12 protein-coding genes are annotated in these 14,072 nt (G+C 62.6%); 4 read left to right on the top strand and 8 right to left on the bottom strand.

Annotated elements, in window-relative coordinates; all coding sequences use genetic code 11:
* Positions 1 to 313: 313 nt before the first annotated feature.
* Positions 314 to 1,411, bottom strand: a complete 1,098-nt coding sequence (locus ACZYTC_RS04820) for a TRAP transporter substrate-binding protein (protein WP_454814629.1) — start codon at positions 1,409 to 1,411, stop codon at positions 314 to 316.
* 215 nt (positions 1,412 to 1,626) lie between these two features.
* On the opposite strand from ACZYTC_RS04820, the gene ACZYTC_RS04815 reads away from it, so the two are divergent.
* Positions 1,627 to 2,124: a hypothetical protein gene (locus tag ACZYTC_RS04815; RefSeq protein ID WP_488989040.1), complete on the top strand. Its 498-nt coding sequence runs from the start codon at positions 1,627 to 1,629 to the stop codon at positions 2,122 to 2,124.
* A 15-nt stretch (positions 2,125 to 2,139) separates the two neighbouring features.
* On the opposite strand, the gene ACZYTC_RS04810 is transcribed toward ACZYTC_RS04815, so the two are convergent.
* The 3 genes from ACZYTC_RS04810 to ACZYTC_RS04800 form a co-directional block, all read right to left on the bottom strand.
* Positions 2,140 to 4,095 (bottom strand): ABCB family ABC transporter ATP-binding protein/permease, encoded by a 1,956-nt coding sequence (locus ACZYTC_RS04810; RefSeq protein ID WP_488989039.1) that lies wholly within the window; start codon positions 4,093 to 4,095, stop codon positions 2,140 to 2,142.
* 116 nt (positions 4,096 to 4,211) lie between these two features.
* On the bottom strand, positions 4,212 to 5,924 hold the full coding sequence (locus tag ACZYTC_RS04805; RefSeq protein WP_488989038.1) for a LysM peptidoglycan-binding domain-containing protein: 1,713 nt from the start codon (positions 5,922 to 5,924) through the stop codon (positions 4,212 to 4,214).
* Positions 5,925 to 5,966: 42 nt separating this feature from the next.
* Positions 5,967 to 6,428 carry a hypothetical protein gene (locus ACZYTC_RS04800; protein WP_488989037.1) on the bottom strand — a complete coding sequence of 154 codons (462 nt, stop codon included), beginning with the start codon at positions 6,426 to 6,428 and terminating at the stop codon, positions 5,967 to 5,969.
* A gap of 196 nt (positions 6,429 to 6,624) precedes the next feature.
* On the opposite strand from ACZYTC_RS04800, the gene ACZYTC_RS04795 reads away from it, so the two are divergent.
* From ACZYTC_RS04795 to ACZYTC_RS04785, 3 genes are all read left to right on the top strand, one after another.
* Entirely contained in the window at positions 6,625 to 7,434 is an 810-nt protein-coding gene (locus ACZYTC_RS04795) for a hypothetical protein (RefSeq protein ID WP_488989036.1), read from the top strand.
* 56 nt (positions 7,435 to 7,490) lie between these two features.
* Positions 7,491 to 8,093, top strand: a complete 603-nt coding sequence (locus ACZYTC_RS04790) for an LOG family protein (protein ID WP_434957149.1) — start codon at positions 7,491 to 7,493, stop codon at positions 8,091 to 8,093.
* A 90-nt stretch (positions 8,094 to 8,183) separates the two neighbouring features.
* Positions 8,184 to 8,768, top strand: coding sequence for a YceI family protein (locus ACZYTC_RS04785; RefSeq protein ID WP_488989035.1), 585 nt, complete (start codon positions 8,184 to 8,186; stop codon positions 8,766 to 8,768).
* A 33-nt stretch (positions 8,769 to 8,801) separates the two neighbouring features.
* Here the strand turns inward: ACZYTC_RS04785 and cimA are convergent, their stop codons facing one another.
* The 4 genes from cimA to ACZYTC_RS04765 form a co-directional block, all read right to left on the bottom strand.
* Entirely contained in the window at positions 8,802 to 10,397 is a 1,596-nt protein-coding gene (gene cimA / locus ACZYTC_RS04780; protein WP_441772387.1) for a citramalate synthase, read from the bottom strand.
* Entirely contained in the window at positions 10,394 to 10,891 is a 498-nt protein-coding gene (locus ACZYTC_RS04775) for a GNAT family N-acetyltransferase (RefSeq protein ID WP_488989034.1), read from the bottom strand. Before ACZYTC_RS04775 ends, cimA begins: the two co-directional genes overlap by 4 nt.
* Positions 10,892 to 10,917: 26 nt before the next feature.
* Positions 10,918 to 12,360 (bottom strand): cysteine--tRNA ligase, encoded by a 1,443-nt coding sequence (cysS, locus tag ACZYTC_RS04770; RefSeq protein ID WP_488989033.1) that lies wholly within the window; start codon positions 12,358 to 12,360, stop codon positions 10,918 to 10,920.
* Positions 12,361 to 12,680: 320 nt separating this feature from the next.
* On the bottom strand, positions 12,681 to 13,709 hold the full coding sequence (locus ACZYTC_RS04765; RefSeq protein ID WP_434957154.1) for an acyltransferase family protein: 1,029 nt from the start codon (positions 13,707 to 13,709) through the stop codon (positions 12,681 to 12,683).
* Between the last annotated feature and the right edge of the window lie 363 nt (positions 13,710 to 14,072).

The raw sequence follows: 14,072 nt of genomic DNA, 5'->3' as shown, positions 1-14,072 counted from the left end.
CGAATAAACTGTTCCGGTACGACATGCGCTGAAGTTTGAACATTACCCGTATGCTTAGGCACGTAATTCACACTAAATGGCACATATTTTCATTCGCATGTAATCGGCAGATGTTTTTCTACAGAACGCTTATCGAAAACCTGGAAATCGCGCTGCCATAGGGCGTAAAAATAACTTTACGTCACATCAATCGTATACAAATGGTAAAAACCAACGCTACGAGGCAAACCGCCGCTCCATCTCCCGCGACCCAATCCGGAAGGCACACAAAACCGGCCAGATCAGAGCCCCCACCCGGCGAACAAAGACGCGATCAACTGCCTTTGGGATAGTCGTAGGCGAGCAGGCGCATATTGGCATAGCCCTGGTCGCCGATCCGGGTCCAGAGCAAGGTCTGCTGGCGAAAGCCGAAATAGGAGGCGGCGAGACGGCGCATGAACTCGTCGCCATTTTCGATGATTTCACTCAACACCTGACCGCTGGCCGTGCCGAAGGCCTGAAACACCTCGTCGGGGAATTGCTTGAGAACAACGCCTTGCTGCGTTACCGCCTGGGCGATCGCGGCCGGCGCCCGGGCGCCATATTCAGCCAGCGAGCGAGTATTCTCCTCGGCACAGGCGACTTCGATCGCCACTTTGTGAGTTGCCGGCAATTCATCGTATTTCGCGCGGTTGATCTGGAGTTGCAGAGCGGCGCAGGGCTCCTGGAAGCCCGGCCAGTAGCAGAACTTGGCGGCATTGTGGAAACCGAAGCTGAGATCGTTGACTGGCCCCATGAACTCGGCCGCATCCAGTTCCTCGGCCTGGAGCTTGGGCAGGATCTGCGAGCCCGGCATCAGCACCTGCTGAACGCCGAGCTTGGCGAGAGCCTGGCCGGCCAGGCCGCCGATGCGGAAACGCAGGCCCTTGAGATCGGCGACACTGTTGATCTCCCGGCGGAACCAGCCGCCGAGGCGCGCGCCGGTATTGCCGGCCGCAAAGGCCTTGATGCCGAATTGCCCGCCCAGTTCATCCCAGAGCGCCCTGCCCCCGCCGGCATAGAGCCAGGCATCGAATTCCTGGGCGATCAGGCCGAAGGGAATGGCAGAGAAAAAGGCGAAGGCAGGAGACTTGGACAGATAATAGGCCGACATGTCGTGCGACATCTCCACATCGCCCGACATCACGGCCGCCATGTTCTGGTCACCCGGCACCAGTTCGCCGGCCGCGTAGAGCTTGATGGTGAGCTGGCCCTGGGTGAGCACGCCGATCCGGTCGGCCAGGCGCTGGGCTCCCGTGCCCGCTCCCGGCAACCCCTTCGGCCAGGCCGTCGCCATCCGCCATTCGATCAGGTTCTGCGCCAACGCCGGAGCGGCAAGCATGGTGGCGCCGGCGGCGGCAGCTCCAGCGAGAAAACGACGTCGGGTCGACATGAAGAGGGTTCCTGTTACGCAAGACTAACACCCAGCCGGGGCGAGTAAGCAGCGTACAAGATGAACCGGGGCTGAACTGAGGCCGTCAGAGACCCCGCAGCCTTAACCTCCCCGTGAATCCACATCCCCAAAGCGGCTTTCCACGCCCCCTCCATATTGGCTGCAACTGGCAGCTATAGGACACAGGCCAGAACATCAATCCTCGGAGCTCGGCCTTGCAGCCCTTCAAGAGACTAGCCAGCGTGTTGGCCGCAGCGTCGATCGTGACGGCGTGCATGGACCATCCCGACCGACTGCGTCATCTGCTTCCCAAAGAAGTTCAGGTTGGCTCTACACTGAGCTTCCGAACAAAATGGGGGAGCTGCGCAACAGCCGTCTTCGCCCTGGATTTAGGTTTTCAGATCAAACTGCTGAAGAGTGAAGGTGTACTGTATTCCCTGAATAAATTGAATGCCTCTGCATACGACCACGACGATCACCTCAGATGGCAGCCATGGCAAAAAACTCCAATAATAACAGATATTTATGACATGGGCATCGTCGCCGCAAACTTGGCGCAATCAAGTGAATGTCTCCAATACTCGTCTGAATTCAACATAAAAGCTGAAAAATACTCCTACACGAGTGCGGGCGCCTTCTACTCGACCAGCAACTATTCCGACATTGCGCTCTTAATTCCGGAGGATGGCATTCTCATCATCTTCGGCCATTGACATAATCTCCCCTGATCACCCCGCCAGGACGTCCCGATAATCGGCAGTTGGCGACGCATCGTCCTGGGTGCGCTGAAGCTTCTCGCGGGCCTCGTCGGCCTCGCGCTGGCGGTTCCACATGCCGGCATAGACGCCACCGTGAGCCAGCAACTCCTCATGATTGCCGCGCTCGACGATCACGCCCTTGTCGAGCACGATGATCTCGTCGGCATTCACCACCGTCGAGAGACGATGAGCGATCACCAGCGTGGTGCGGTTCTCCGAGATGCGCTCGAGCGCAGCCTGGATCTCCATTTCAGTGTAGCTATCGAGCGCCGAGGTCGCCTCGTCGAGCACCAGCACCGGCGGCCCCTTCAAGATGGTGCGGGCAATGGCGACGCGCTGCTTCTCCCCGCCCGACAATTTGAGGCCGCGCTCACCGACTTCCGTTTCGTAGCCCTTGGGCATGCGCCGGATGAAGGTGTCGATCTGGGCAAGGCGGGCCGCCTCCTCAACCTCCGCATCGGTCGCATCCCAGCGACCATAGCGGACATTGTAGCGGATGGTATCGTTGAACAGCACCGTGTCCTGCGGCACCATGCCGATGGCGGCGCGCAGCGATTTCTGGGTTACGTCGCGCACGTCCTGCCCGTCGATCAGCACGCGCCCGCCATTGACGTCATAGAAGCGGAACAACAGTCGCGAGATCGTCGACTTGCCGGCGCCCGAGGGACCGACGATCGCCACCGTGCGGCCTGCCGGCACGTCGAAGGAAAGCCCCTGCAGGATCGGGCGGTCGGGATCATAGTTGAACACCACATTCTCGAAGGTCACGCGGCCCTCGCGCACCTCGAGCGGCGCTGCGCCCGGCCGGTCCTTGACCTCGGTATCCTTGTCGAGCAGCTCGAACATGGTCTCGATGTCGGTGATGCCCTGCTTGATCTCGCGATAGGCAAAGCCGAGGAAGTTCAAGGGGGTTGCCAACTGCAGCCACATCACGTTGAGCAGGGCGATGTCGCCGACGGTATTGACGCCGTGGTAGACGCCCAGGCCGGCCAGCAGCAGCGAGCCCAGCATACCCGCCATGAAGATGATGCCCTGGCCGATATTGAGCCAGGTCAGGGTGATATAGGTCCGGATCGCCGACTGCTCGTAGGAAGCCATCGCGCGATCGTAACGGGCGAGTTCGCGCTCCTCGTTGGAGAAATACTTGACCGTCTCGTAGTTGAGCAGGCTGTCGATCGCCTTCTGGTTGGCGTCCGTGTCGGAATCGTTCATCTCGCGGCGGATCGAGATGCGCCATTCGGTCGCCTTGATGGTGAACCAGACATAGAAGGCCGTCGTGGCGAGCACGATCAGCGCGTATCGCCAGTCGAACTGCAGCAGCAGCATGATCAGGTAGAGCGTCAGCTCAACGATGGTCGGCAGTATGTTGATGGTGGCGAAGCGGACGATATTCTCGATGCCGGTACGCCCGCGGTCGATCACCCGCGACAAGCCGCCGGTCTTGCGCTCGAGATGATAGCGCAGGCTGAGATTGTGGATGTGCTCGAAGGTCTCGATCGCCAGCCGCCGCACGGCATACATGAACACGGCAGCGAACAGGCCGTCCTTCCACTGCGAGATCGCCGTCATCAGGATGCGCGCCGCGCCATAGGCCACCAGCATGGTGAGCGGCACGCCGGCCAGCATCACCGCCAAGGTATGGCCCGTAAGCTCGCGGTCGCCGCCGACGGCGGCCAGCCCATCGGTCGCCCATTTGAGCGTGTAGGGTACGACCAGGGTGATGAGCTTGGTCAGCAGCAAGAGCACGAAGGCCCATATCACCCGCATGCGCAGATCCGCACGATCTTGTGGCCACATATAGGGCCACAAATGCTTCATCGTCTGGAGAAAGGCACCCTGGTCGGCGCTGATGCGCTTGGGAGCGGTGGAAGGGTCGGCGGATGGCATGAACGGGCTTTCGACCGGCGAGCGGAAGATCGCCGGCATCAGGAGTTTTCTGGCAATGACGCTGCGTAGTTAGGTCTGCAGCGGCATGACCGCAAGCGTCTTGCGATGAAATCTCGCTGCGCCAGGCCTCGTACAAGGCCCGCATCCCACTCGGCTCAAGGCGTTTTCTTATCCGGCATGACGAAGATCTGGCCCGGATAGATCAGATTGGGATTGCGGATCTGATCGGTATTGGCGTCATAGATCCAGGTATAGCGGATGCCCTGGCCATAGACCTTGCGCGAAATCCGCCAGAGATTGTCGCCCTGGAGGATCGTCGTGGTGCGGATCTCGGGGATCACGGCCACAGAGGGGGGTGGCGACGGCTGGGCCGGCTTGGCCTCGCTCGTCTGCACCGGTGCCGTCGCGGGGGTCGCGGGGTTGGAGGCGGATGGCGTCGTGGCGGATCGTGGCACCACGGTATTGCCGGAGGCCGGCGGCACGGCCTCCGCCTGTGCCGGCGACGAGGCGGCTCCCGTGGTTCCCGCCCCCTGCGTGCCGGGCTCGATGGCCGGAGAGGCGCCTTGGGCCGGCGCGGAAGCCGCCGCTGGCTGCGTCTTGTCACCCGGGGCCGGTGTGGCGGCGCCGGGCACCGCGGTAGAGGGCGTGGTCGCCGCTTGCGGCGGCGTTGCAGCGGGCTGGCCGCCACGGGTGGAGCCTGAACGCGACGGCGTGGCGATCGCCGCCACCACGGCCGGAGCCGAGGCCGAGGGTGCCTTGTCGACCATGGCGAACGGGACTTCGGCCCGTGTCAGCACCTGCCCGTTGGCAGCCGCGACATCGTCGACGCGAACCCGGTAATTGCCCGGCTGCATGCCCTTCTCGATCGTCATGCCGAAGGTGCCGTCCTTGGCCGCCGTCACGCCGGTCACCAGCGTATCGTTGAGATAGATGCGCAAGGCGGCCCCCGGCTCCGCCCGACCCGTCACGAAGAAACGACCCATCTCGTCCGCCTCGACGGTCCGGATCGAAACATTGGCTCGTGAAGATCCCTTGTCCGCCTCGACAGACGCGGTTGCACCTGCCGGAGATGGCGCTGCCGGCTGCTCGGTTGGCTTGCTCGTCGGCGGCGCCGCGTCGGTCAATACCTTGGAGGGCTGGTCGGGCGAGTTGAGCACGACCACCACCTCTTCGCCCGGCTTTTCAGGAACGCGGACAGAGAGGGTTTGCTCGGACAAGGTCACCCGCCCGTCGGGCGATGTGGTGCGCAGGGTCAGTTCGCAGGGGCCCTTCGGCAAAGCGGGCGGCGTGATCGCCCAGGTACCGTTGATGTCGGCAACGACGCGGGCATAGGGGTTGCCATTGCGCAGCAGTTCCACCGTGGCGCCGGACGCGGCTCGCCCTGCAATCACCGCGCTGCCGGCCGGCTCGATGCGGGCAATGTCGAAGGTCGGGGCGGTCTGTCCTTTGGCCGCATCCGGTTTCGGCGCCTCGGGCTTGGGAGGCTGGGGTTTGGCGGCTTCAGTTTTGACGGGCCCCGGCTGAGCCGCCTCCGTCTTTCCAGAATCGGGCTTGCCAGAATCGGGCTTGCCAGGATCGGACTTGGCTGTCTCGTTGCCAGTTGCTGGAACCTTCGCGGCTTCGGTTTTCGCCACTTCGGTATTGCTTCCCGCAGTCCTGGCCGACTCCGGCTTGACGGCTTCGCCGGTCAGCGCGGGCTTCTGCATCTTGTCGGCGGGGGGATTGGCGGTAACTGCCGGCTTGGCATCGCCGACCAGCGGCGACGGCGGCCGGGCAGGCTCGCGCACCAGCACGCTGTAGAGCGTACCGACGCTGACGACGCTCGCGGCTCCCACTATTCCCGCCAGACTCTTCCAGCCCACTGCCATCTTCTACTCCCGATGCAAGAACGCGCACCGTTTCATCAGATTTTACTTACCCGCTTCACCTGCCGGACGAAAGACCTGCACCATCACAATGCTGTCGAACGAGCAAAGTATCGCGCCGACATTTCTTGCCGGCGCCCTTGTCAGGACTTGTACACCGAACTGCAGCGCCATTGCTGCAGAATTGTGATGAAAATCCAGGAACGCACGATATTCTTCATCGGACGGGGCTTGATCGGAAGGTTCCATGAAACGAGCGGCGCTCTTTGTATCTGCTCTTTGCCTGACCGTTCTCTTTGGAACCATGCCATCGCAAGCCGGCCAAACAGAGGCTGGAGCACGCCCGAAGAGCTCCGCGATGCGCATTCTCATCGTGCGCAGCGCCGCCGTCGATTGTGAACCCAATTGCGCCGAATGGATTTCCGCCGACGGTGATATCACCGCCGCGACGCCGGCGCTGCTGCGCAAGGTTCTGAAAGCCAGTGGCGGCAGGAAGCTGCCCTTCATCCTCACCTCGCCTGGCGGAGACGTTACAGCCGGATACGCCATCGGCCGCCTGATTCGTCGGGCAGGCCTGGAGGTCACGGTCGGCCGGACCATGCTGGCTCCCTGTACGCCAGAAGAGAGGAAATGCTCCGACACCATGATGAAGGGCCGTCGCGGCTTCGCCAACAATGCGGGAGCCTTTTGCAATTCGGCCTGTGTGTTCGCGCTGGCCGGAGGAGTTGCACGTCACGTCTTTTGGGTCAGCCCGGTCGGTGTTCATCAATTCGCCAGCTCGCGGACTCTGACACGCTGGCGCCAGACCACTCTGAACGGGCGCGTCATCCGGCGAGAGATTCTGTCGGTCAACCGGATCAAGGTAAAGACGACACCGGCGCAATATGACCAGGCCGCCCGCTATTTCGCCGAGATGGGAATTGATCCACGTATCAACGGGCTGCTCCAGCTCGCCGACAACAAGAACATTCACGTGATGAACCGCAGTGAATTGCTGGAGACGAAGATCATCACCGACGACCAGGATGCGCGGGGCGAGGTCCTGAAACTTCAGGCGGCGCTGAATGCTCAAAAAATGTCCGAGCGCATCGCTGCCTTCACTGTGACCGCCGCCGACGTGCCGGCGGGGCTCTATCAGGGCAAGGCTATCATCTCGCATGTCAATTTCCGGCAGGATCCGAAAGGCACTGGCGTCGTGGCGAGCGTTACGCCGACGATCGGGACGCTCCCCTTGCCCACGGCTGACCTGCTCGCCATCATCCAGATCGGCAACCGGTTCGAGTTATCGGACCGGCCGGGCGGAAGCGCCCGGCCGGATTCCGAGCTGACGATCGCCATCGCCCCCGCGACCTTCTGCGTTCTCGAGCACAGCCGCTCCTTGAACTTCACCATCGGCCCGAAACGACGCAGCCCTGTGACGTCTGAAACCGTGTGGGTTTCGACGGGCCGCTTCCGCGATCTCGATCTCCTGTTGGGCAAGGTTTGCGGCAGGCAAGGGAACCTTGCCGATTGATCCGTGCGGCGGCAAAGCAACTTGACCCACCCATGCCGCAGTGCGAAACCGGGGATATGACAAAGCTTCGTTCGATTTGCGTCTATTGTGGCTCCAGCAATGGCACCCGCCCCGATTATGTCGCCGGCGCCGAGCGTCTCGGCCGGGACATGGCTGAAGGCGGCATCCGCCTCGTCTATGGTGGCGGCAATGTTGGCCTGATGGGCACCGTCGCCCGCGCCGTCATCGAGAATGGCGGCCAGGTCACCGGCATCATCCCGACCTTCCTGCAGCGCCGCGAGCGCATGCTCACCGAGGTCGAGGAACTCATCGTCACCAAGGACATGCATGAGCGCAAGCGCCTGATGTTCGAGCGGGCTGACGCCTTCGTCGCCCTTCCGGGGGGCGTTGGCACGCTGGAGGAACTGGTCGAGCAGTTGACCTGGGCCCAACTCGGCCAACACAAGAAGCCGATCCTGCTGGTCAATATCGACGGGTTCTGGACGCGCTTCCTCGACATTCTCGACCATATGCGCGAGGAAGGCTTCATTCGTCCCGAGACCGCGGTGGAGGTCTTGGTGGCCAACACGCCAGAAGAGGTCGTGCCGATGGTCAAGGCTGCGATCGAGAAGATCTCGCGGGCCGAAATGGCGATGAGCGTCGCGCCCGAGACGCTCTGACCTTCGCATTGCGAGGCTGCGATCGAATAGGATTGCGCCCTGCGGTGTTCATGCTCCGGCGTTTCGCGGCCTGGCAGTATGGACAATGCAATGAAGAGGTCTTTCCACGTGACTGTGGCGGCACTGTTTTTCAGCGCCGGCCTTTCGCCTCTCGTATTCGCAGGCGATCTCTACGATCTCGATCCCGAGCATACCCAGGCGATCTTCCATATCGACCATCTCGGCTATTCCACCGTCACGGGCAGCTTCCGCCAGTTGAAGGGCATGCTCACGCTCGATGAAGAACATCCCGAGCAAAGCCTGGTCGAGGCAACGATCGAGGCTTCGAGCATCGACACGGGGGTGCCGACGCGCGACGAGGATCTGAGGTCGAGCCAGTTCTTCGACGTCGCCCGCCATCAGACGATCACTTTTCGGACCGTAGAGGTGAAGCGGCGTGGTCCGCGCAGCGCCGATCTCAGCGGAGAGCTGACGCTGCTCGGGATATCCAGGCCCGTGACATTGCGGACCACCTTCAACCAGATCGCGCCGGATCCGCTGCGCGGCAGTCGCATGGTGGCCGGCTTCACCGCGACCACGAGCATCCGTCGCACGGATTATGGCATGAAGGCCTTCATCCCCCTGATCGGCGACGTCGTGCGCATAGACATCAATGTCGAGGCGATCCGCCGTTGAGGAAAAGCCCGCTCGCCGCAACGGGCTCGATCCTCAAACCTCCGCGCCAGCCTTGAGCAGCTTGTAGGTCATCGAATCAACCAGCGCCTGGAAGGAGGCATCGATGATGTTGTCGGAGACGCCCACGGTGGCCCAGCGATCGCCGGCGGCATCCTGGAATTCGATCAGCACCCGCGTCACCGCATCGGTACCGCCTTGGAAGACGCGGACCTTGTAGTCGATCAGCTTCAGGTCCTCGATGACGGACTGATACTTGCCGAGATCCTTGCGCAGCGCCGTGTCGAGGGCATTGACCGGGCCATGTCCCTCCGCTGCCGAGATCAGTTCATCGGCGCCGACCTTGACCTTGACGATGGCCTCGGAGAAAACGCCGAGTTCGCCGCGCTCGTTCCAGCGCCGCTCGACATTGACGCTGAAGCGCTCGACGAAGAAGAACTCCGGCACGCTGCCGAGAATACGCTTGGCCAGCAGGAAGAAAGAAGCATCCGCCCCCTCATAGGCATAGCCTTGCGCTTCCTTGTCCTTCAGTGCACCAAGCAATCTGGAGAGACGGGGATCATCCTTGTCGACGGCCAGCCCCAGGCGTTCCAGTTCGGCCAGGATGTTGGATTTGCCGGCCTGGTCCGAGACCAGCAATTTGCGCCGGTTGCCCACGCTTTCCGGCGGCACGTGCTCATAGGTCGAGGGATCCTTCACCACGGCCGAGGCATGGATGCCGGCCTTGGTGGCAAAGGCCGAGGAGCCGACATAGGGCGCATGATGGTCGGGCATGCGGTTGAGCAGTTCGTCGAGCTTGCGCGAGATGCGCGTCAGGTTCTCGAGCCCAGCCGCATCCACCCCGATCTCAAAGCGCTCGGCATAGGCGGGCTTGAGCAGCAATGTTGGGATCAGCGAGGTGAGGTTGGCATTGCCGCAGCGCTCGCCCAAACCGTTCAGCGTGCCCTGGATCTGCCGCACGCCCGCCCTGACGGCCGCCAGCGAATTGGCGACCGCCTGCTCGGTGTCGTTATGGGCATGGATGCCGAGATGGCCGCCGGGGATCGTCTTGACGACCTCGCCGACGATGCGCTCGATCTCATGTGGCAGGCTACCGCCATTGGTATCGCACAGGACCACCCAGCGCGCGCCGGCCTCATGGGCCGTACGGGCGCAGGCGAGCGCATAATCGGGATTGGCCTTGTAGCCGTCGAAGAAATGCTCGCAGTCGAGCAGCACTTCGCGCCCACGTGCCTTGGCCGTGGCGACGCTATCGCGGATCGAATCGAGATTGTCTTCCAGGCTGATGCCGAGGGCCATGCGCACCTGATGGTCCCAGCTCTTGGCCACGAAGCAGATCGCGTCCGCCTGCGCATCCAGCAGGCCTGCGACACCGGGGTCGTTGGCGGCCGAGCGCCCTGCCCTCTTGGTCATCCCGAAGGCGGTGAACTTCGCCTTGAGGCCGTTGGGCTGGCTGAAGAACTGCGTGTCGAGCGGATTGGCGCCGGGATAGCCGCCCTCGATATAGTCGACACCGAGATCGTCGAGCAGCCCGGCGATCGCCTGCTTGTCGGCGAGGGAGAAGTCGACTCCCGTGGTCTGGGCGCCGTCACGCAGAGTGGTGTCGAAGAGATAGAGGCGATCGCGCGTCATTGCCTGACAGCCTCGGGCGGGGCCGAAAGCACCTTCTTCATGGTGGTGTTGCCGAGCCACTCGTCGCCAAGCGACACCGTGTTGCGCTGCTGGGGCACGAAACCCTGCTTGAGGAAAAAGTCCCGGGCAGTATCACTGGCGTCGACCGTCAGATGGTCGGCGCCACGCGCCTTGGCGAGCTGTTCGATGGCGCCGTAGAGCGTCGAGGCCACGCCCTGCCCGGCGACCGCCGGATGGACATAGAGCAGGTCGACCAGTTCCTTGCCTTTCAGCCCGATGAAGCCGACCGGCGAGCCGCCGACCGTTGCCACGATGGTCAGACAGCCTGCAAGGCGTTTCACCCAGGCCTCCTCGTCGTCGGCCGCCTCGGCCCAGGCCTCCTGCTGGCCTTCGGAATAATCCTCACCTGTCAGCTCTTGGATACTGGCTCGGAAAATCTCGGCCAGGATCGGTGCGTCGGCAGGCAGGAACGGGCGCAGCCCAGGTTTCGGCATAGCAGGATTCGACGTCGACTTGGCCATCAGAGCTTGACCTCCCAACTGGTAGTACCGTCCTTGTTGTCCTTGACGGTGATGTTCAAGCGGGCGAGTTCGTCGCGGATGCGATCGGATTCCGGCCAGTTCTTCTCGGCACGCGCAACCTTGCGCGCAGCCAGAAGCGCCTCGACCTCCCGCCTCAGCCCATCGCTGACATGCGTGTCACCCTTCAGGGCCGCCGCATCATTGCTGAAGCCCAGAAAGGCAAGCGTCGCCGCCCTGTCGGCCGGATCGGTGATCTGGTGCAGGCGGGCCAGCATGGCCGGCGTGTTGAGATCGTCCGACAGGGCCTCGATCACACCGGCATCGACGCCTCCGCCCGCAGGCACCTCCTCATACCAGCGCAACAGGGTCTGCTGGGCCTCGGTCAAGGCTTGCAGGGTCCAGTCGATCGGCTGGCGATAATGGGTGCGCAGCATGGCCAGGCGCAGCACGTCGCCATGCCAGGCCCGCCCGCCGAAGCGGTCGCTGCCGAGCAGTTCGCGAATGGTGATGAAGTTGCCCAGGCTCTTGGACATCTTCTCGCTCTCGACCTGCAGGAAGCCGTTATGCATCCAGACATTGGCCATCACCGGCGTATCGAAGGCGCAGCAGCTCTGGGCGATCTCGTTCTCATGGTGCGGGAAGACGAGATCGATGCCGCCGCCATGGATATCGAAGACGTTGCGGGCCGGGTCGTCGCAGCCGATGCCGCCGCCATAGGGGGTGAGCAGCGTCGCCATCGACATCGCCGAGCACTCGATATGCCAACCGGGGCGTCCGGGCGTGGCGATGCCCGAGGGGCTGGGCCAGCCGGGCTGGCGGCCATGGGAGGGCTTCCACAGCACGAAATCCATGGCATCGCGCTTATAGGGTGCAACATCCACCCGCGCACCGGCCAGCATTTCGTCGAGCGAGCGGCGGGCGAGTGCGCCGTAGCGCGGCACCTTGGCGAGCTTCTCCATGGCATGGACGGAGAACAGTACATGTTCTTCAGCGACATAGGCGACACCGCGCGCCACCAGGCGCTCGACGATGGCCTTCATCTCCTCGATATGGTCGGTCGCCCGCGGCTCGACCATCTGCGGCAGCTGCCCCGGCTGGTTGACCTGATCGGGCATCAGTACGCCGAGTTCCCTGATGTCCCGATGGAACTGGGCGAGCGTGCCGTCGGTCAATTCACGGATGGTGATGCCGCGCTCGGCCGCGCGCTCGTTGATCTTGTCGTCGACGTCGGTAATGTTGCGCGCGTAGCTGACGTGCTCGGCGCCATAGGTGTGGCGCAGCAGGCGGAACAGCAGGTCGAAGACGATGATCGGGCGGGCATTGCCGATATGGGCAAAGTCGTAGACGGTCGGGCCGCAGACATACATACGCACCCGATCGGGATCGATCGGCGTGAAATCGACCTTGGAGCGCGTACGGGTATCGTAGAGCCGTAAAACCATGAGTTCCCCACCTCGGCTGGCCGGGGGCGTCCTGCGCTCAAGATTTTGGGCGAATGACGGCGCCAGCCAGCGTTGCTGCTAGCTGCAAATAATCCGCGAAAGGATGGCCGTCTTTGTCATCGCGGGGAGCAATGTGCCATGCGGGCGGCGTTGTCAAGCGACAGGATGGCGTGTCCTTCGATCGACCAGGTGATGACGCGCATCAGACCAACGCGTTTTGTGAATTGACGGTAACGGGTAGAATCGCAAACGCGCGCCGAACCATAGAGCGAGGGCAAACAAGCATTCTGGCTCGAGCGCACTTTGTTCCGGAGCCGGGCTCATCCGGCTCGGGCAATGATCCGTTTGCCCAAGGCCTGCCCTGGCAATTCGATCAGCCGATAGCCCAGCACGGCGAAAAACAGGGCAAACAGCACGCTCACCACGGCGAAGAGGCTGGAGGGCACCAGGGCGCCCGCCAGGCCGATGGCGAAGGGATGCAGGAGATAGGTCGAGTAGCTGACGCTGCCCAGCCATCCGGTGATGCGATTGTCGACCAGCGCTGAGCGGCGGATGCTCGGAATGCCGGCGACCAGCACGAACACGATCGGCGCGACCAGCCAGGGAAACAGCGACTGGTTCATGGTGATATTCGGATGGCTGAAATAGCCGAAGGAGACGATGTTCGAGAGCGCCATGATGACGACGAAGACTCCCGTATCGACAAGAAGGCGCGTCAGCGGCAATTCCCCGGCCTGGGTGCGGAACGCCCGGCAACCCAGGATGGCGGCATAGATCATGCCGATCCGTCCGAGCGGCAGGCGGTGCCCGATCACGAGCGAGATGCCGACCAAGGCGAGCATCACGAGCGGGGCGGCGATGGCCAGCTTGTCGTCGAACTTCCGTCCAAGGCTAAGCAGTGCAACGGCGAAGATCGCATACCAGGCGAATTCGATGCTGAGGGTCCATGTCACACCCAGCAGCGGCGTGGCGCCGACATAGTCCTGTATCAGCAGGAGATTGGCGAGCCAGTCACCCAGCGTGGCGGACTTCACCGCCGAAAAGTCCGGAATAGCGGTGCAATAGCCGAGGAGTGCCATCAGCGCAAAGGCGGCGAACACCAGAGGATAGATACGAAACACGCGCCGAATCATGAACGTTTTGAGGTCGAACCGGCGTCCGGCCGTCATGGGAATGACGAAGCCGCTGACGATGAAGAACAGGACGACACCGAACACACCGGGCGAAAGCATACCAACGATCCACTGGCCGAACCCGCTTTCCTTTTCCGCCACATGCTGAAACAGCACGGCCCCGGCGGCGATGAAGCGCAGCGTGTCGAGAAAGACCACGCGCGGCATGGTGGCCATGGGCCTATCCTCGACGCGTGGTTCCAGCGTGGCCGCAAGTACCGGTGCCGGGAGCGCGTCACCGTTTCTTCCCTGGTTTGGCATGGGGCGGTCCATGGAAGAAACCAGGGGATGGTCAGTCGGCACTTGGGATTTCCTAACAACGTTCAGACGACGGCTCGAGGGCAGTCCGAATATTGAAGGAGAGCAGGAACGGCCTCCCCAGTGCAAGTCCACCTGGCTAAGGAATTGGGACGATGGCCGCTAAACAATAAGGCGCGGGATCAGCCATAATCGTCTTGTCGAAACGTTGCACGCCCTGGCTGCACAAGCCCCATAGTACCAAAGTGGGCCCTCGCCCGTTGAAACGCCGACAAAGGTGGA

The sequence above is a fragment of the Labrys sp. F242 genome, from assembly GCF_057813875.1.
Note: the sequence above shows the minus strand (reverse complement) of the source record. Positions and strands in the feature narration are given on the sequence as shown.